General features: G+C 39.4%; 17 protein-coding genes. 12 read left to right on the top strand and 5 right to left on the bottom strand.

Going from position 1 to position 19,425, the window contains the following annotated elements; translation table 11 throughout:
- The first annotated feature begins 12 nt into the window (after positions 1–12).
- The 11 genes from rapZ to O4M77_RS02415 all read left to right on the top strand — a co-directional run bounded on the left by rapZ (position 13) and on the right by O4M77_RS02415 (position 12,187).
- The gene (rapZ, locus tag O4M77_RS02365; RefSeq protein ID WP_004782131.1) at positions 13–864 is read left to right on the top strand and encodes an RNase adapter RapZ; all 852 of its coding nucleotides are present in this window, start codon (positions 13–15) and stop codon (positions 862–864) included.
- The gene (locus O4M77_RS02370; protein ID WP_034169914.1) at positions 861–1,130 is read left to right on the top strand and encodes an HPr family phosphocarrier protein; all 270 of its coding nucleotides are present in this window, start codon (positions 861–863) and stop codon (positions 1,128–1,130) included. Before rapZ ends, O4M77_RS02370 begins: the two co-directional genes overlap by 4 nt.
- A 2-nt stretch (positions 1,131–1,132) precedes the next feature.
- Positions 1,133–1,666 carry a ribosome biogenesis factor YjgA gene (yjgA, locus tag O4M77_RS02375; RefSeq protein ID WP_005232100.1) on the top strand — a complete coding sequence of 178 codons (534 nt, stop codon included), beginning with the start codon at positions 1,133–1,135 and terminating at the stop codon, positions 1,664–1,666.
- Positions 1,667–2,320: 654 nt separating this feature from the next.
- Positions 2,321–3,589 (top strand): sensor histidine kinase, encoded by a 1,269-nt coding sequence (locus tag O4M77_RS02380; RefSeq protein WP_159124100.1) that lies wholly within the window; start codon positions 2,321–2,323, stop codon positions 3,587–3,589.
- A gap of 86 nt (positions 3,590–3,675) precedes the next feature.
- The gene (glnE, locus tag O4M77_RS02385; protein ID WP_180159462.1) at positions 3,676–6,426 is read left to right on the top strand and encodes a bifunctional [glutamate--ammonia ligase]-adenylyl-L-tyrosine phosphorylase/[glutamate--ammonia-ligase] adenylyltransferase; all 2,751 of its coding nucleotides are present in this window, start codon (positions 3,676–3,678) and stop codon (positions 6,424–6,426) included.
- Between the two features lie 24 nt (positions 6,427–6,450).
- Positions 6,451–7,377 carry a branched-chain amino acid transaminase gene (locus tag O4M77_RS02390; protein ID WP_005232095.1) on the top strand — a complete coding sequence of 309 codons (927 nt, stop codon included), beginning with the start codon at positions 6,451–6,453 and terminating at the stop codon, positions 7,375–7,377.
- A gap of 394 nt (positions 7,378–7,771) precedes the next feature.
- Complete coding sequence (locus O4M77_RS02395; protein ID WP_323713758.1) at positions 7,772–8,542, top strand: glycosyltransferase; 771 nt, start codon at positions 7,772–7,774, stop codon at positions 8,540–8,542.
- Positions 8,543–8,563: 21 nt separating this feature from the next.
- On the top strand, positions 8,564–9,307 hold the full coding sequence (locus O4M77_RS02400) for a hypothetical protein (protein ID WP_159124097.1): 744 nt from the start codon (positions 8,564–8,566) through the stop codon (positions 9,305–9,307).
- Positions 9,308–9,309: 2 nt separating this feature from the next.
- Positions 9,310–10,116 (top strand): glycosyltransferase family 25 protein, encoded by an 807-nt coding sequence (locus O4M77_RS02405; RefSeq protein ID WP_323713759.1) that lies wholly within the window; start codon positions 9,310–9,312, stop codon positions 10,114–10,116.
- An 11-nt stretch (positions 10,117–10,127) separates the two neighbouring features.
- A complete protein-coding gene (locus O4M77_RS02410; RefSeq protein ID WP_323713760.1) occupies positions 10,128–11,177 on the top strand; it encodes a glycosyltransferase in 1,050 nt (349 codons plus the stop codon).
- Positions 11,178–11,209: 32 nt separating this feature from the next.
- Complete coding sequence (locus O4M77_RS02415) at positions 11,210–12,187, top strand: glycosyltransferase family 2 protein (RefSeq protein ID WP_323713761.1); 978 nt, start codon at positions 11,210–11,212, stop codon at positions 12,185–12,187.
- Here the strand turns inward: O4M77_RS02415 and O4M77_RS02420 are convergent.
- The 5 genes from O4M77_RS02420 to O4M77_RS02440 form a co-directional block, all read right to left on the bottom strand.
- Positions 12,184–13,080, bottom strand: a complete 897-nt coding sequence (locus O4M77_RS02420; RefSeq protein WP_323713762.1) for a glycosyltransferase family 32 protein — start codon at positions 13,078–13,080, stop codon at positions 12,184–12,186. The two genes, O4M77_RS02415 and O4M77_RS02420, sit on opposite strands and share 4 nt — an antisense overlap.
- An 85-nt stretch (positions 13,081–13,165) precedes the next feature.
- Positions 13,166–14,029 (bottom strand): lysophospholipid acyltransferase family protein, encoded by an 864-nt coding sequence (locus O4M77_RS02425; protein WP_323713763.1) that lies wholly within the window; start codon positions 14,027–14,029, stop codon positions 13,166–13,168.
- Positions 14,030–14,047: 18 nt separating this feature from the next.
- On the bottom strand, positions 14,048–14,269 hold the full coding sequence (locus tag O4M77_RS02430) for a hypothetical protein (RefSeq protein WP_005232078.1): 222 nt from the start codon (positions 14,267–14,269) through the stop codon (positions 14,048–14,050).
- Positions 14,270–14,384: 115 nt separating this feature from the next.
- The gene (gene aspS, locus O4M77_RS02435) at positions 14,385–16,169 is read right to left on the bottom strand and encodes an aspartate--tRNA ligase (RefSeq protein ID WP_034704264.1); all 1,785 of its coding nucleotides are present in this window, start codon (positions 16,167–16,169) and stop codon (positions 14,385–14,387) included.
- A gap of 158 nt (positions 16,170–16,327) precedes the next feature.
- On the bottom strand, positions 16,328–17,101 hold the full coding sequence (locus O4M77_RS02440) for a DUF4184 family protein (RefSeq protein WP_180031535.1): 774 nt from the start codon (positions 17,099–17,101) through the stop codon (positions 16,328–16,330).
- A gap of 150 nt (positions 17,102–17,251) precedes the next feature.
- On the opposite strand from O4M77_RS02440, the gene znuD reads away from it, so the two are divergent.
- Complete coding sequence (gene znuD, locus O4M77_RS02445; protein ID WP_180168051.1) at positions 17,252–19,378, top strand: zinc piracy TonB-dependent receptor ZnuD; 2,127 nt, start codon at positions 17,252–17,254, stop codon at positions 19,376–19,378.
- The last annotated feature ends 47 nt before the right edge of the window (positions 19,379–19,425 follow it).

Genomic DNA, 19,425 nt, shown 5'->3' on the forward strand with positions numbered 1-19,425 from the left:
GGATCGTAAGGCATGAAGCGCATTTTAATTGTGACAGGACAATCTGGCTCAGGTAAATCTTCTGCATTGCAGGTACTTGAAGACTTGGGTTATTACTGTATTGATAATCTGCCTTTGGCCTTACTTCCTGAAATTGTGGCGAAGCTGGACTGTGAAAATAATCTGGAACAGTTGGCGCTTGGGGTGGATGTACGTAGTACCCGTGCAGATTTGCAGGAATTCGACCATGTGTTTGAACAGCTGCAACAGCATGGTACGGTGGATGTCATCTATCTGACCACGCAGGATCAGGAGCTGATTGCCCGTTTTAGTGCATCACGCCGTCCGCATCCTTTGGCTGCCCGTTTCAAGAGTCTGCATCAATGTATTCAGGAAGAAAAAGTCCTGCTGATGCCAATCCAGCTCCGCTCTACAGTGCATATCGATACCACCGATAAAAGCGTACATGATCTGAAACATACCTTGCTGTACAAGCTGGGGCAGACCGATAACCTGATTGTGATTCTGCAATCTTTTGGCTATAAGCATGGCATTCCTTTAGATGCTGACTATGTTTTTGATGTCCGTCATTTGCCGAATCCGCATTGGGAACTGGAACTGCGTAAATATTCAGGCCTTGATCAGCCGGTACAGGAATTCCTGGAAAAAAGTGATCAGGTCGAAGACATGTTCCAGGATATTTATCACTTTTTAGACAAATGGCTGCCGACCTTTGCTGAGGGTCATCGTCATTATATGACCATCTCAATTGGTTGTACTGGCGGCCAGCATCGTTCTGTTTATATTGTGGATAGACTAAAAAAAGCGCTTGAGGCAAAATGGTCTATTCAAGTCCTCCACCGAGAAATGAAGCACTGGTCATGATTGATACGACTGTTGACGTAATTAATAAACTAGGTTTACATGCGCGTGCATCAGGTAAACTCATTGAAGTTACCACCAAATTTCGTTCCAGTATCCAGATTGGCAAGTCGGACAAATTGGTTGATGCCAAAAATATTATGTCCTTGCTGATGCTTGGTGCGGGCAAAGGAACAACTTTACGCTTAGTGATTGAAGGTGCAGATGAGGAAAAGGCCTTATCTGAAATTCAGGCACTGTTTGCGGCAAAATTTTATGAGGCAGATTAATCGTGGCACGTCGACCGAGCAGTTTAACTGAAGAAGACTTTGAATCTTTAGAGGGACGCGCAAGTAAAACCGAACAGAAAAAAGCAGTTCAGCGTATGGCTGCTTTAGGCGCACAGTTGGCAGAACTGAGTGCAAAACAAATTAAAAATTTACCCGTTGAAGAACGTCTTATTGAAGCTTTGCTGGATGTCCAGCAAATCAGTTCACATGAAGCACGCCGTCGTCAATTTTCACGTATTGGTAAATTACTTCGTAATGAAAATGAAACCGTGATTCTGTCTTATCTGACTCCGAAACAGGGTTTGAAAAAGACAGCACAATTGCAGCGTTGGGTTGACCGTATCGTGAAAGATGGTGATCCTGCAATTAATGAATTTACCAAAACCTATAATGCGACAGAGCGTCATACCTTACGTCAGCATTATTTACGTGTGCATCGTGATCTAAAAAATCAGGCACCGGAAGAAGAAGTGGCAGCCTCAAAGCAAAAGCTGTTTAACTATGTGCAGCAAGTTGCCCTGATTTCAGATAACTGATTGTAAACTGAATTAAAGAAAAGCGACATTTTGTCGCTTTTTTATTCACTCTAATTAATTTTTATTTTCCATGGAAATTCAAGAATGTTCCTATAAGTCATTGTTAACTGTAAAAAAATGTAAACTTTTAATATTTTTGATTACGTAAAAAATTGGTTTTAGTGCATAAATAAACTATTTAAATCACTCAATATTTTATGATTATTAAGAATATTTAAAAAATAGAAATAAATTTAGGTCAAAGTTAATATGATTGGCGATCTATTTTTTCAGAAGGTGACAATAAGTATTTTCTATATATTTGAAAATTCAAAAGCTTTTATTTACCTAAAGATCAGAAGAAAAATGAGCTGTTTTTATCTTCCTCAGATTTCAGAACTCAGATGATATTGAAACAATTTGAAATGAATTCAGGAATTTCAAATAATTATATGTAATTTTTTATAAGAGGAATATTTTCTCAAGTAATTCTTAATATTTAAATATCAAGGTATTGAAGCTATCAATGTATCTTTAGAGAAATAAGTTAACAAATCCTTTGGTCGATAAATGAGATTTTAACGTTGATTAAATATAGAATCTTTGTTATTGATTGTATTAATTTAGTCGGTTGTAATTTTTATTCTATATTCCATAACATCCAGAGAGGCAGACATGGAACTAAAACTGCTAGAGATCGGTCAGAATACGGAGCAGTTAAGCTCGTGCCGTATATCTCTCATTTTAGGTGTCTATACCTCTGACAATTTATTAGACACCTTCTGTAAGGTCGCCCGTAAAGTACTCGGCGTTAAGACCTGTATCATCGGATTCCATATGGAACCCTATATCTGGTACAGCTGTCCGCTCGGTTTTCGCGGTTTGCACGTACCACAGAATGTGGACATCCCTAAATATCTACAAGAAATGGATGTGATCGATCAAAATCATCCTGCATATGTAGAACTATCAGATCATGTGAACAGCCTTGGCGTAGTCCATCAGCGGCTCGTAGCATTCAATTTGAAATCAGCCCAAGGACAGTCTTTGGGGCAGGTGGTTTTCTTTGACGATCAGACTGAAGTATTTGATCAGGAAGCTATTATTATCGTCCAGCAATTTGCTGAATCTTTAGTAAAACGAGTTAAACTGAATGAGGAACATACACAGCTGAAAGAGTTATACGAACAGCAATGTGCACAAAACTTCAGTAAAACCAAATTCTTCCAAATTATTGCTCATGACCTGCGTGCACCTTTCCATGGTCTGTTAGGCTTCTCGGAAGTGCTGGCACAGGAACGTGACACTCTGGATGAATCCAGTATCCAGAGTATTTCTGATTATTTATATGATACGGCTCAATCGACGTATAACTTGTTAGAAAGTCTGTTGACCTGGGCGATGGCCGAGGGTGGACGTTTCGTTTATCATCCGATTAACTATGAATTAAAACAGTCTACTAAAATTGTCTGTGATGTACTGAAAAGTCTGGCGTTGAAAAAGAATATTGAGCTGATTGACCAGGTTCCTGAAGATATTAAGGTGCATGCTGATATCAATATGATTACTTCGGTCTTGCAGAACCTGGTATCGAATGCGCTGAAATTTACTCCAGTTGATCAGGGTGGCCAGGTGATTCTGGCTGCTGAAATGGAAGGTGAGCAAGTCAAGATTACTGTTCAGGATACTGGTCTCGGTATGACTGAAGAGCAAATGGAAAATCTGTTTAGACCTAATCTCACAGTGAGCTTAAAAGGCACAGACAATGAGAAAGGCGCAGGTCTGGGTCTGGTACTGTGTAAGCGTTTTGTAGACCTGAACCATGGACAGATTGTCGTAGATTCTAAAGAAGGCGCTGGAACCACCTTTACTGTGCATTTACCTAAAGTGACCAATGATCATCAGGCATTGGTACTTGAAGACCTGCATACTGAAAAGTCCTGAAAATCATAAATTTCTATTAAAACCGTTCCCACTCGGCCTGAACTCCTGCTATAACTAAATAAAAGTTTTGAGGGAATCACCGAGTGATGGATGCGGTACAATTGCAGAAAACCTTAAGAGCCAGTCAGTATGCAGAACAGGTATTGGCCAATCATCAAGATCTATTGAATCAGGATTATGCAATTGATCAGTTTCAGGGATCACTCGGCACTGAACAGATTCAAGACTTAATCTATTCCAATCTATTAAATATCAGCGATGAAACCATGTGGATGCGTAGTTTACGTATTCTGCGTGCTCGCCTGATGTTCCGCTGGATCTGGCAGGATGCCAATCAACTCACCGATGTCATCACACTGACCCGCGAGCTGTCTGATTTCGCTGATGCCTGTATCTGTGCTGCCAAAGAGTTTGCCCGTATTCCTCTAGTCGCCAAATATGGCCAGCCAATTGGCTATAACGGTAAAGTTCAGGATCTCATTATTATTGCAATGGGCAAGCTGGGCGCTCAGGAACTCAACCTTTCCAGTGATATTGACCTGATTTTTGCCTTTGATGAACAGGGTGAAACGGATGGGCGCAAATGCATTGATGTTCAGCAGTTCTGCATTCTATGGGGGCAAAAGTTAATCTATCTGCTAGACCATATCACTGCTGAAGGTTTTGTATTCCGTGTTGATATGCGTCTGCGACCTTGGGGTGATGGTTCTGCTCTGGCCATCAGTCATGCCGCACTAGAAAAATATCTTAGCCAGCATGGGCGTGAATGGGAACGCTATGCTTGGATCAAAGCCCGCATCGTCAATCCGAGTCCAGAAGGTGATGAACTGCTGGATATGACCCGTCCTTTTGTATTCCGTAAATATGTCGATTACAGCGCTTTTGAAGCCATGCGCGAAATGAAGGCGATGATTGAGCGTGAAGTACAGCGCCGTAATATTGAAGATGATATCAAGCTTGGCGCAGGCGGGATTCGTGAAGTTGAATTTATAGTGCAGGTTTTTCAGCTGATTTATGGCGGAGCCAAGTTAGAGCTGCAAGACCGGCAATGTCTGGTTAGTCTGAATCATCTGGATGAGGCTGAACTGCTGGATGAGCAGGCAGTGACTGACCTCGAAGATGCCTATTTATTCCTGCGCCGGGTAGAGCATGCTATTCAAGCGCTGCATGATCAACAGACCCAGTGTTTGCCGACTGAGCCAGATTTACGTCAACGTATTGTGGATACTTTGGGCTTTTCAGACTGGTCCGCCTTTATGGAAGTGCTGGATCAAAAACGCGCTAAAGTGATTTACCAGTTTGAGCACTTGATCAAGGAAAATGGACCAGAGCCTCAAGGCAAAAGTTTTTCTCAACTCGAACAACAGCTGAATGAAGTTTTAGATGATCATGCGAAAAATCTGGTACATGAATTCTGGCATGGACATGCCTTAAAAAAACTGCCAGCCAAAGCTATTCAACGTTTAAAAACATTTTGGCCTTATCTGATAGAGGCGATTCTGGAATCAGATAAACCACAAGTTGCACTGGTTCGCCTGATGCCATTGGTTGAATCAGTCATGCGTCGTACGGTGTATCTGGTGATGCTGATTGAAAGTAAAGGTGCTTTACAGCGTTTGGTGAAAATGGCGACTGTCAGCCCCTGGATATGTGAGGAACTTACCCATTATCCGGTGTTACTGGATGAGTTCTTGTCGATGGATTTTGAATTGCCTAAGCGTCAGGATCTGGAAGATAGCCTGCGTCAGCAATTGCTCAGAATCGAAATTGATCAGGTTGAAGACCAGATGCGGGTGCTGCGCCTATTTAAAAAATCCAATGTACTTGCGGTAGCGGCCAGTGATGTGTTGGCAGAAAGTCCTTTAATGAAAGTCTCGGATGCCTTAACGGATATTGCAGAAGTCTCAGTGAATGCTGCGCTACATCTGGCTTATCAGATTGTGGCCAAACGACATGGTTTTCCGCTGGATGCAGAAGGGCAGCGCTGCTCGATAGAACATACGGCTTTTGCCGTCATTGGCTATGGCAAAGTCGGTGGCATTGAGTTGGGCTATGGTTCGGATCTGGATCTGGTCTTCATTCATTATATGGGCGAGCAGGCTGATACGGACGGTCTCAAGCCGATTAGCGGTTTTGAGTTTGCCATGCGTGTGGCACAGAAGTTTATGTCGCTCATGACCACACAAACACTGGATGGACGTGTCTATGAAGTCGATACTCGTCTACGTCCTTCTGGAGAAGCAGGGCTGCTGGTCACTAGCCTGAAAGCATTTGAGCAATATCAGTTGAAAAATGCATGGCTATGGGAGCATCAAGCCTTGGTACGCGCACGTTCCATTGCCGGAGAAGATAGCCTGAGAGAGACATTTGAAGCACTACGCTGTAAAATTCTTACCCAGAAACGCGATATCTGTCATGTACGTAGTGAAGTTCTGAAAATGCGTCAGAAAATGAAAGATCATCTGGGTTCTTCCAAAGAGCAAAAAAAAGATGGGATTTTTCATTTAAAACAAGATGCAGGTGGTATCGTTGATATCGAATTTATGGCACAGTATGCGGTGTTAGCTTGGAGTGGGACGAATAAAGATCTCGCCCATTACTCCGACAATGTAAGAATCCTTGAGGATGCCGCAAAATCAGGTTGCTTATCCAGCGACGATGCGACTGCTCTGATTCAAGCTTATCTCCGTGAACGCGCCGAGAGCCATCGCTTAGCCCTTGCAAATCAATCCATGCAAGTGTCTGCAAGCGACTGGCACGATACCCGAAAGACCGTTTGCAAGTTATGGCAAAGACTGATTGATCCAAGTGCAGTATTTGCACTGGATAGTGAATAATTGTGAAAAATTGGAGTTTGTGGCATGAATTTGGCTGATCGTGATGGTTTCATTTGGCAAGATGGACAACTAGTAGACTGGCGTGAGGCGAAAACTCACGTATTAACACATACTTTGCATTACAGCATGGGTGTGTTTGAAGGTGTCCGTGCTTATGAAACCCCGAATGGAACGGCTATTTTCCGTCTGAAAGAACACACCAAACGTTTGCTCAATTCTGCAAAAATCTATCAAATGAAAGTTCCATTTGATCACGCAGCTTTAGAACAAGCTCAAATTGATGTGGTTCGTGAAAATAAATTGGCATCTTGCTATTTACGTCCAATTATTTTTATTGGCTCTGAAAAATTAGGTATTGCTGCTACTGACAATACTATTCATGCTGTAGTTGCAGCGTGGAGCTGGGGTGCTTATCTTGGTGATGATGCGATGGCGAAAGGTATTCGTGTAAAAACTTCATCATTCACACACCATCATCCAAACGTGACGATGTGTAAAGCCAAAGCATCTGGTAACTACACATTATCGATTCTTGCTCACCAAGAAGTGGCACATTCTGGTTATGACGAAGCAATGCTGCTTGATCCGCAAGGCTATGTATGCCAAGGTTCAGGCGAAAACGTATTCCTGGTACGTGATGGCGTAATTCATACTCCAGACATCGCTGGTGGCGCATTAGACGGTATTACACGTCAATCGATTATTACCATTGCTAAAGATCTTGGTTATGAAGTGGTAGAACGCCGTATTACCCGTGACGAGTTCTATATTGCAGATGAAGCATTCTTTACTGGTACTGCAGCTGAAGTCACACCAATCCGTGAATATGATGACCGTCAAATTGGTGAAGGGGTACGTGGTCCAATTACGACTCAAATCCAGAAAGCCTACTTTGATGCGGTTCAGGGTAAAGACCCTAAATATGCACACTGGTTAACTTATGTAAAATAAGTTAAATCTATGAAAAAGGGACTCATTTGAGTCCTTTTTTTATTTTAGTGACTCTTTCTCAAAATATTAAACTATTAGGTTGTTAGGTAGAGAAGCCAATAAATTGCAGAAAAAATGACGACTCTCATATTTTGGAAAGTTATATATTCACTATAAAAATAAACGAATAAGCGTAACGAACAACTAAAATTAGTGTTGCTCTATACTTATCATTCAAATATGAACTTTATTTCGATCTAGTTTGCTGGAAAAATATTCAATTCTGGTGATGAAAAAATGAAGATTATATTTCTTTATGAGATTTGCGGTAAACTGTGCGGAAATGAAAAGCAATAGGCTCAGTCAGTACCAGTAATGGTATGATACTGATATTGCATAGGTGGATGATGGGTGCATGAACGCAAAGCAAAATGACCTTAAGACTCAGGGTGAACAATCACCTGAGCAAAATATTGTGATCTGTATGAAATGGGGCACAAAATATGGGTCTGAATATGTCAATCGCCTTTACAATATGGTGAAGCGACACACAACTGTTGATTTTCAAATGGTGTGTTTAACTGACCGTACTGAAGGGATTGATCCAAATGTGCAATGCTTTTCTATTCCACCGTTGGATTTGCCAGAAGGGGCGCCAGAACGTGGCTGGAATAAGCTGTCTACCTTTGAACCTGATCTCTATGGTTTAAAAGGAAATGCTTTATTTTTAGATCTGGATGTGGTGATTGTCGATAATATTGATGAATTCTTTACACATCCGGGTGAGTTTCTGATTATCCATGACTGGAAACGACCATGGCGTATTACGGGTAATAGTTCAGTTTATCGCTTTAAGCTCGGAGCTTTTCCTGGTCTTTTGCCATATTTCCGCGAACACTTTGATGAAATCCGTCAAAAATTCCGTAATGAGCAGGCTTATCTTTCTTGGTATGTAGACCAGGAGAAGAAACTTGGTTATTGGCCGGATAGCTGGTGCAAAAGTTATAAATACCATTGCCTACAAAAAATTCCGATGGCTTATTTCAAACCGCCAGTAAAGCCTGAGGGCGTAAAAATTATTATTTTCCATGGGGAGATTAACCCACCTGATGCCATTAATGGTGGTGGTGGTAAATGGTATCGCTATGTGTTGCCATCCCAATGGATCAAGGATGCTTGGCAGTAATTCAAATTAAATGGTTTAAACATGCCTGTAAGAAAGAAAAGTAAGTTTGAACAATGGTTTTCATTTAGCCGACATCAGCGTCGCTTTGGTGCCGACAAGGTTTATGCCCAATTCGATGATATTGATATTGCGCAATTAAAAACTGAAATGATCGCGGGCGATACTCCGAATTACACGCATGGTTCGGCCAAAGATCTCAACGAACATATCGAACAGCTGCAATCAGAATTTATTGGGCAGCCTAAATTAAATTATTACCATGCCAGTCTGATTGTCTTGATTCGCCGTGAGGTCGATACTCAAAATAATTATGCGAAATTTAAGGCATTATGGATGACTGAATGTGATTTTCTTATACAGTCATTAAATATCCGCTGGCTAATTTCGGCATGTGATACTTTTATTGATTTTGATGAAGATATTACTTTAAAAGCGATTCTTATGAATGCTGTGGTCCTTATTAATACTTTAAAACTACAGGAAACTGAGCGTTTTTTATGTGATCAGTCTTTAGCAGTAAATCAGAAACATCAGCATTTATTACAAAACCAGCGTTATGCACTATTTGACGGTACATCTGCATTTGCGGTAGGTACAGATGATACTTTGCGAAATATGCGCTGGCGTTTGGAACAGATCTGCGATATTCATCCACTTGGGCAAATTGTACTGGAAATTTTTGATCGGCTTCAGCTTGAGCAAAATAATAATGTCTATTCCCGTTTTAAGCAGCGTCATACGCGTGAAAAAACCAGGTGGTGGTAAATATGGATATTTTAATTATTCATTTAAATACTGCGACAGAGCGTTTAGATTTTCAAAACAGACAATTTAAACAGCTAAATTTAGCTTTTGAAATTGTAGAGGCACGTTCAGTAAGTGACATAAGTGAGGAAAGCTATCAGTCTTTAGGTTTTGGTTGGCAACGTCCTTTGCGTAAAGTTGAAGTTGCTTGTTTTTTAAGTCATCAAAAAACGTGGGAGACTGTTTTAAAAAAGCAAAAACCCTGTTTAATTTTAGAAGATGATGCTGTTTTAGCAAAACATGTACCTGAGTTACTTAGAAATATTGAGAATGCTGATTTTCAGGATATTGATCTAATTAATCTAGAAATTCGTAGTCGTAAGAAGATTATTTCCAAAGCAGTATTTCATGATTTTCAGGATAGCAAAACCAAGTTATTTAAACTCTATCAAGATCGTACAGGAGCAGCTGGCTATATTCTTTATCCATCAGGTGCACAGAAACTTTTAGATCGGCTCGCTGTGTCGGCACCTGCAATTGCGGATGGATTTATCTTTAGTCATTATGGATTAAAAAGCTTACAAGCAGAACCAGCAGCGATTATTCAGGAAGATCAAATGGTGCCATATGGTTTGGTCCCTGCAGCTCAATTTGATTCTATCATCGGTCGCTCTGAGCATTTTAAACCTGAATACGCATCCTTTAATGAAAAGTTTAAATTTAAGCAGCGACGTTTAGCTGGGCAAATTGCAATGGCATTTAGATATATCCAAGTAATAGCTAAAGCTGAAAAGCGATTTATTAAGTTAGATAAAAAAGATTTTATATAAGATTGTAAGAAATGAAGAAGAAAGTTGTTTTAGCTATTTTTACTTTACAAGGGAATGGTGCTGAACGTTTTGCTTTAACCTTGGCAAAAGGTTTAATAGATGCTGGGCATGAAGCTCATATCGTACACTTTAAAAATATAATTGATTTACCTATACCTGAAGGGGTTAATCTGCATTTTTTTGACTATCAGAAATATCGCCTAATTCCAAAAAGTTTACGTCCAAAATGGGCAGCTAAAGCATTTGATCGATTTGTCTTAAAAAAGATTGGTACACCAGATCTTGTGCTTTCAAATTTATTTCCTGTCGATTTTATATTGTCAAAAAGTCGACTACCGAATATTCATTTAGTGATTCATAATACTACTAGTCTCGAATATGGGGAGAAACTGAATAAGTTAAAGAATCAACTTGCCCAAGTTTATCTATCGAAACCTTGTGTAGCTGTTAGTCAGGGGGTTGAGAAAGATTTTCGGGAAGTTTTTGGTTCTGAAAGTCGAATAACTACTATTTATAATCCGATTGATATTGAGCAAGTAGTTTCAACAGCTAATGAATATCTGCCAGATATTGATGAACCATATATTGTGAATGTAGGAAAGTTTAAGCAGCAAAAACGACATGATATTTTAATTAAAGCTTATGCCCAAGCAAATATTAAAGAAAAGCTAGTTTTAGTCGGTACGGGCGAGTTGTTAGAATCCTCTAAGCAATTAGTCAAAGATTTAAAAATTGAAGATAAAGTAATTTTTACAGGTTTTAAAAAGAATCCATATCCATATATTAAACATGCCAAATTTATGGTAGTTTCTTCAGATTTTGAAGGGTTTAGCATTGCAATTTTAGAGGCCTTAGCTTTAGGGACACCAGTAATAAGTACAGATTGCCCTTCTGGTCCAAGAGAAATTCTTCAACTCAAAAATTTAGCAGAGCCTGGAAATATTAACTCTATTGCCGAAAAGATAAATGAAGTATCTGCAAGTGTTTCTGTATTTCGGTTAAGTATAAATAAGCAATTTAAACTTGAATATGTAACAGATAAATACTTAAATTTGTTGTGAAATACTATTCATTAATTAGTAGGTAAAATGCAGTGACCAATAAAAAATTAAGTATATTAATTCCAGTATATAATGTAGCTAATTATTTGTCGGAATGCTTAGACTCTATAATGGAGCAAGTAGACAATAGTTGTGAAGTTATAATTTATGATGACTGTTCTACTGATTCAAGTCGTGAAATATTATTAGATTATAAAAATCAATTTCCACAAATTCAATTAATTTTAGGTGAGAAAAATAAAGGAGTTTCTTTAGCTAGAAATATATTATTTGATAAATCACAGGGAGATTATATTTGGTTTATTGATTCCGATGATTTTCTTAATAAGGATAGTATAAATAAGGTCTTAGATAGTTTAAAAGAGAAAACTTATTATGATGTTATTATTTTTGATTTTATATTTTTTGATAAAAGTAAGGATCAATATAATATTGAAAAATGCTATCTTAATAATGGTAAAAACTATTTAAATATTTTGACGCATCTTAGAAAAAATTATATATGGAATCAAGTATTTAATAGAAGGAGTTTAGAGGGAATTAGATTTGCAAGTAAAAAAAGATTTGAAGATATTATTTTTGTAACTGATATCTCAGATAGAATTCAAAGTATTAAATATATTGAAGCTCCACTAATTAATTATAGATATAGAACGGGTTCCAGTGTAAACAGCTTTAAGTCTATTGAATATGTAGATGATTATTTGTTTGCCTTAAATTATAGATGTAATTTTATTAAAAATTCTCTAAAGATAGAAAAAAAAGGATATCTAAAGTATAAGATCTTTAATTCATATGTATCATTAATAAGAAATCTTAATAGTGATTATAAAAAACATCAAGATATTAATGAAACAAAAAAAGTATTAAGATATATAAAAGAAAATTATTATGATTGTTTTTTAAGTTTTGCAAATATGAATATTTTAGAAATAGATATTTTTAGATATATTAATCTAAGGATAAAGTTATACAAAATAAATAAAATTTTTAGTAAGTATGACTGCTAGCAGTCATACTTGAAGTTTAGAAGAGAGTCTTGAAAAAATATTTTTTTTTCATATATTTTTTCAAGAGAACCTCTATCAGTTCCAATAATTTTAATTAATTTTGGAAATGTTTTAGGAGGTTGATTTATACCCATATTTATACATAACTTAAGCGTATTCCAATTATTTGTAGCTTGAAATAGAAGAGCATTCTTATCACAATTAATTAAAGTAAAGGAAGCCTCTGCTTTTCGCATTGCTACTTGACATGCAACATAAATAATTAAATATTCTAGGTCTCCAATTTTTTGAAAATAATTCTCAGGATTTTGATAATTATTTTTAATATTATTAATATAATTTAATTTACCAATTTTTATAGCATCAATTAGTTCTTTTTTCCAAACTAAAAAAAACTCATTAAATTTAGAGGTTGCAAGCAACCAGCTCTCTATAACTGGAAAATTAGAGTCGGTTGTATTTCCACTACGATAATAGCCAAAAGCATCTGTAGAATTGTTTTCTATAATTTTATATACCCAATCTAAGCTTTCATAAAGAATGACACTTGCATCAATCCATATGCCACCATAATTATATAATAGGTCTAATCTTAATATATCGGTTTTTAATTGAGGAGTTATCTCTCCGAAATCCTCATAAGATATTTTACTAAAACTCTTAATATTAGTTTCATTGAGTATATTAACTTCATACTCAGGATGTAACTTCCTAATTTTTTCTAGGCAGGTTTTTAAGAATTCGGAAAGTGGACCTTGCCAATATACCCATATTATTTTTTCGATCTGTGGTGCTTTAGTTAGTGGATTTAAAACTATTACATCAGCATTATTATCTGAATCCATATTTTTTTTTCTGATTCTTAAAAAGAAACGGATCAGATAATTAAGCATGTGCTTTCTTTTCATTTTAATCAAATAACATTAATTCAATAGTGATCATATTATAAAATATATTTTTATAAACCTTAATTAAAATTTATTTGTATACATTTTTTAATTGTTCTAATTTCCTAAACCTTTTATATCCCCACAAATACTGCTCTGGAGCAATGTTAATCATTCGCTCCATTTCCTTGTTTAAGGTATCTACAGAAAGCTGTAAGTCTTTAGAGAGAATATCTGTTGATAACTCAGTTACATGAATATCAAAGCCGTTTAGATCATCATGACGTAAACAGCTTAAGCCAATCACAGAGCATTGGGTTTTTGCAGCTAACTTAGACAGTAGGGTAGAAGATAGAGCATTCTGTCCATAAAAAGATGAGTAAATACCACCACTTTCTTTGGGTACATGGTCAGGAAGAATGGCAGCGAATCCCCCTTGTTTTAGATGCTTGAATAAAGCCCGTACTCCCGTTTCATCAGTTGGGACAAGGGTAGCATTTAAACGCTGCCGTGCTTCGAGCATAAACCGATCGACATCAGGACTTTTACTTGGCTTATACATGATGACCGGGCTAGTGTGTTGATTCACCCAGGCGTTAAGTAACTCCCAAGTACCAAAATGAGGAACGACTGCTAAAGTTCCATTCGGATTTTTTAGTGCATCAGTGAAAATCTCTGGATGATGAATATTCCGGATTTGTTTTAATGCGAACTCAGGTTCAGAGCCCCAAATTTTGACTGACTCGGCATAGGTCATGCATTGGCTTTGAACACTTCGTTTTGCCAGTCGTGTGCGTTCCGTTGCTGACAGTTCAGGATAGGCAATTCTTAAATTAATTTCTGTAGTACGGCGAATCGATGAATTCGTGATATAGAGAAGTGATCCAACACTTTTCGCCAAATTTTGAATGAATCTTAACGGGAGTTTGGAGAGGTTCTTGAGTAATGCGTACATGGTGGGCAGCTTGCCTGATTAAGATTCTTGATCAGGATTGCCTTTAAGCACCATATAAATCAAACCTACAAAAATGACAAGTGCACCTAAAATACTGCTCAGGCAGAAGTACACAATACGGTCATTGGTGTCCAAGTTAAACAGGTTGTTTGCAAGGATATAGCGCATGAACAGCCATTGTACGACTGAAAACACAATCAGCATGATGCCACGGTTACGAACAGCAGGACGCATCGCCATTGCCAAATTACCTAAAAATAGAAACTGAAGCTATTATGCCACTGTCGTGCAGGCTTCTCAATGCAATAAAAAAGCCCTGCTAGAACAGGGCTTTTTTACTTAAATCATCAAGAAATTATTCTTGAGATTCAGCTTTTGGTTTTTCACGTAGGCGAATACCCAAATCACGTAGTTGAGTTGATTCAACTGGTGCAGGTGCTTGAGTCAATGGACATTCAGCAGTTTTGGTTTTCGGGAAGGCAATCACGTCACGGATTGAAGATGCACCAGTCATCAACATCACCAGACGATCCAGACCGAATGCCAGACCACCATGCGGAGGCGCACCGAATTTCAATGCATTTAATAAGAAGCTGAATTTTTCTTCTGCTTCTTCTTCAGAAATACCCAGCGCTTCAAAGATCGCTTTTTGCATTTCTAAAGTATAAATACGCAGTGAACCACCACCGATTTCAGTACCATTCAATACCATGTCATAAGCAACAGACAATGCTTCGCCTGGATTATTCTTCACATCTTCAACGCTTGATTTAGGAAGCGTGAACGGATGGTGAACAGAAGTCCATTTGCCATCATCAGTTTCTTCGAACATTGGGAAGTCAACTACCCAAAGCGGAGCCCATTCGCAAGTTGCAAGGTTCATATCATGACCAATTTTCACACGAAGTGCGCCCATTGCATCATTCACAACTTTGGCTTTGTCTGCACCGAAGAATACGATGTCGCCATTTTCAGCACCAACACGTTTCAACAGATCCAGCACGATTGGCTCGATGAATTTAACGATAGGTGATTGAAGACCTTCAATACCTTTCTCAAGTTCATTGACCTTGATGTAAGCCAGACCTTTCGCACCGTAAATACCAACGAATTTAGTATATTCATCGATTGCGCTACGTGGCAGTGAGCCCGCACCTGGAACGCGAAGCGCAACGATACGGCCTTTAGGATCTTTAGCAGGACCTGCGAATACTTTGAACTCGACGTCTTGCATCAAGTCTGCAACATCGACAAGTTTCAAAGGAATACGTAAGTCTGGTTTGTCAGAAGCGTAGTCACGCATTGCTTCTGAATAAGGCATACGTTGGAATTTGTCGAATTTGATGCCAAGAAGTTCGTCGAACATCTTAACAGTCATGCCTTCCATCAAATCCATAATATCGTCATCGCTCATGAACGATGTTTCGATGTCGATTTGAGTGAATTCAGGCTGACGATCCGCACGTAAATCTTCGTCACGGAAACATTTAGCGATCTGGTAGTAACGATCTACACCACCTACCATCAACAACTGTTTGAACAGCTGTGGTGATTGTGGAAGCGCATAGAAGCTACCATTAGATACACGGCTTGGAACTAAGTAGTCACGCGCACCTTCAGGGGTCGCACGAGTCAAGATCGGAGTTTCAACGTCTAGGAAACCGTGATCGTCTAAATAGTTACGGATCAGGTTGGTCACTTTAGAACGGAAACGTAAACGATCGATCATTTCAGGACGACGGATGTCCAGGAAACGATATTTCAAACGGATTTCTTCAGAAATGCTTGTGTTTTCGTCATTTAATGGGAATGGAGGAGTTTCAGACTGAGCAAGAACTTCAATTTCTTTACCCAATACTTCGATTTGACCACTCACCATGTTGGCATTTTCAGTACCCGCATAACGGCGACGTACACGGCCTGTAATTTTTAATACGTATTCAGAACGTGCTTTGTCTGCTGTTGCAAACGCTTCAGGTGTATCTGGGTCGATAACCACTTGAACAAGACCGTCACGGTCACGCATGTCAAGGAAAATGACACCACCGTGGTCACGGCGACGGTGTACCCAACCGCATAATGTTACGGTCTGGTCAATTTGAGCTTCGGTTAAAGAACCGCAGTAATGAGTTCGCATCATAGCGTAAAAAATCCAACTATATGGGTTAAGGAAGCGTATACGTAAACAGCGTACCGCCTTTGAAAAAGCGATTATGCCTCTTTGGGCATGTTGTCACAAGAACTTGCGTGAAAAACAATACGATTTTGCCGGGAAATCTATTGACCTGATGGGTCTCTCTAGCCCAGACGGTAATCACGATCCAGAAATAAAAAGAGCACACATCCTAAGGTAAAGACGATGAGGGCAGTTTGGGTAAACTCATTAAATGAAATCCCAATGATGTGATAAAGATCGGATGAAATTATATGCCAGGGAAAATAGCGCAGATAATCTGCGACTGAAATAAAACCAGACAAGATCGATAGCGCCGTTAATCCCCATCCCCACAGAAGTACTTTTTTACTGATTTTGAAATACTGCTGATAGTGTCGGTAATAGCGATGCAGCATCCAGGCTAAAATGGGAAGGACTACAATGGAGGTTCCGATTTGCAGGGTACGATGTAGCGGGTAAATGTGCCCAAATAGGGAAATATCTTTTGCTAAAAATGACTTGAATACCACGGTACGGAAATCGGCATGGGTCAGACCATCCCAGAGAATATGGGTACAGACGCCAATGAGCACTGCACACACAGTGCCAAGAATAAATCTAAAAGCACTGCAAAAACCCTCAATATTTAAAGGATGCTGGATACCACAAAAACGATAAATAACCGGTCGATACAGGACATACCAGAAAAAGCTGAAACCAAGCCCAAGCATTAAATCCGGATAGAGCAATGAACTCCAGTAATGTGCTAAATAAGGATCATCATGCCCATGTCTGACAAACAGCCGATACAAATCCGGCACCATACAGCCAATCGCCAAAGCTGCCACAGGTAAGCGATTACCTGTTAATTTGGAAAGTGGGGGAGCAAGTACGGCATGAGATAAGGTAAAGGGCATATAAGTAATGTAATCGTGTATTTAGCAGTAATCAGTATAGAAATAAAAATCAGACCTAAAGTATAGCTTACCATCAGAATAAGAGATTGCAAAAGTAATGAAATGTTATATTATAACATTATTCTGTTTTGGTCATTTTGAGCTTGGGTCATGTCTTTTAGTAAGAATTTAATAACACTCTCCATTTTTGCGGTGATTACGCCAGCAGCATGGGCACAACAAGAACAATCTACCGTGCAGGTACAAACTCTGGAAACCATCCAGATTCAGGCCCATCCTTTGGTGCAGACGGCTGCAGACTTTGCTGTGGCTGATCAGGTGATTGATCAGAAAGCTTTATCTGAACGTGCGACAACTATTGGTGATGCGCTGGCAGATGAACTTGGGGTGTATTCAAATCAGTATGGGACCGGAGCGAGCCGTCCTGTAATTCGAGGACAAGATGGTCCACGTGTCAAAGTTTTGCAGCATGCTTCCGAAACGGCTGATGTATCGACCTTATCTCCTGACCATGCGGTGACGGTTGATCCGATTCTGGCCAAACAGGTCGAAGTGATTCGCGGCCCATCAACTTTGCTTTATAGCGCGGGAACCGTCGGTGGTCTGGTCAATGTCACTGACCAGAAAATCCCTACCCAAATGCCGGAAGATGGTCTGGAAGGGACTGTTGGACTACGTTACAACTCGGGCAGTGATGAAAAACTGGCAAGTGCAGGCGTGACTGCTGCAGTCGGTGAAAATTTTGCCCTGCGTGTCGAAGGTACTAAACACAAAGCCAATGACTATATTGCGCCTGATTATGTAGTAGAAGAACCTCATGGCGATCATTCACATTTTCACAAAGAACGTCGTGTAGGTAATACCTTTGCTGAAGGCCAGACCGTGAATATTGGTGGATCATGGATTCATGATCGTGGTTTCGTTGGCCTGTCTTATAGCAACCGTCAGGATGAATATGGCTTGCCGGGGCATAGTCATGAATATCATGGCTGTGTATTGCATGGTGATCATTTCCATGGCTGTCCAGAGCTGGGTGCTACCGCAGAGCATGAAGAAGAGCATGGCGGACCATGGGTAGATCTGAAATCTGAACGTTATGAAGTACGTACTGAACTGGAACAGCCTTTTGCCGGTTTTGACAAGTTACGTGCCCATGCCAGCTTTACCGATTATGAGCATGATGAGCTGGAAGAAAATGAAGTGATTAGTAATTTCAAAAGCAAAGGCTACGATGGCCGTTTAGAGCTGGTGCATGTTCCGGTTGCTGGTTGGGAAGGGGTAATTGGCACCCAATATAGCCAGCAGAAAATCAATCTGGCTGCTACAGAACATGATCATCATGAAGATGGTGACGAGGATGATGAAGAACATCATGTTCATGGTTCAAGCGTAGTCATGCCAGATACCAAAACTGAAAAATACAGTCTGTTTGCTTTAGAGCATAAACAACTCGGTGATGTGCATGTCGAACTGGGTGCACGTGTTGATCATCAAAAAGTACAGGTTGAATCTGAACAGAAAAATTATTCAGGCACAGGTATCTCTGCTTCTGCCGCTGCGAATTGGGAATTTGCCCCGAACTATAAGTTATCCATTGTAGGTTCACATCAGCAACGTTTACCACTGGCGCAAGAGTTGTATGCCAATGGTCTGCATTTTGCCACCAATACCTATGAAGTCGGTAATCCTGATCTGGAAAAAGAAAGCTCGAATAACCTAGAGCTGGGTTTCGAATATGAAGGTGATAAGCTGGATTATCATGCGCATATTTACCATAACTGGTTTGATGACTATATCTACGGTGCGACTACGGCCAGAAATGGAAATTTGCGTGGGGTAGAATATACTCAAGATAAAGCTCGTTTCTATGGGGCTGAAGCGGAAGCTACTTATGCATTAAATGACACATACAAGTTTGGTGTGTTCGGTGATTATGTACGCGGCAAAATTGAGGGTGAAAATGCACCCCGTATTCCAGCAGGCCGCTTAGGAACCAAGGTTGAAGCAGACTTTGCCGATGGCTGGTCAGGAATGGCAGAGTATTATCATGTCTTTAATCAGGACAAAACGGCCAGTTATGAAGATGAAACCCAAGGCTATAACATGGTCAATGTCGGTCTAAGCTACGCTAATAGCATTGCTGATAAAAATGCCTATCGGGTTTATTTTAAAGCCAATAACCTGCTCGATGATCAGGTCTATTCACATAGCTCATTCCTGTCGAATATTCCGCAAGTCGGACGTAATTTCACAGTCGGTGTACAATATGATTTCTAGGATTCAGATGAAATAACTGACCGAATCCAAGTACTGTCACTGAAATA

Origin of the sequence: Acinetobacter sp. YWS30-1 (genome assembly GCF_033558715.1) — a bacterium.
Classification (GTDB): Bacteria; Pseudomonadota; Gammaproteobacteria; order Pseudomonadales; family Moraxellaceae; genus Acinetobacter.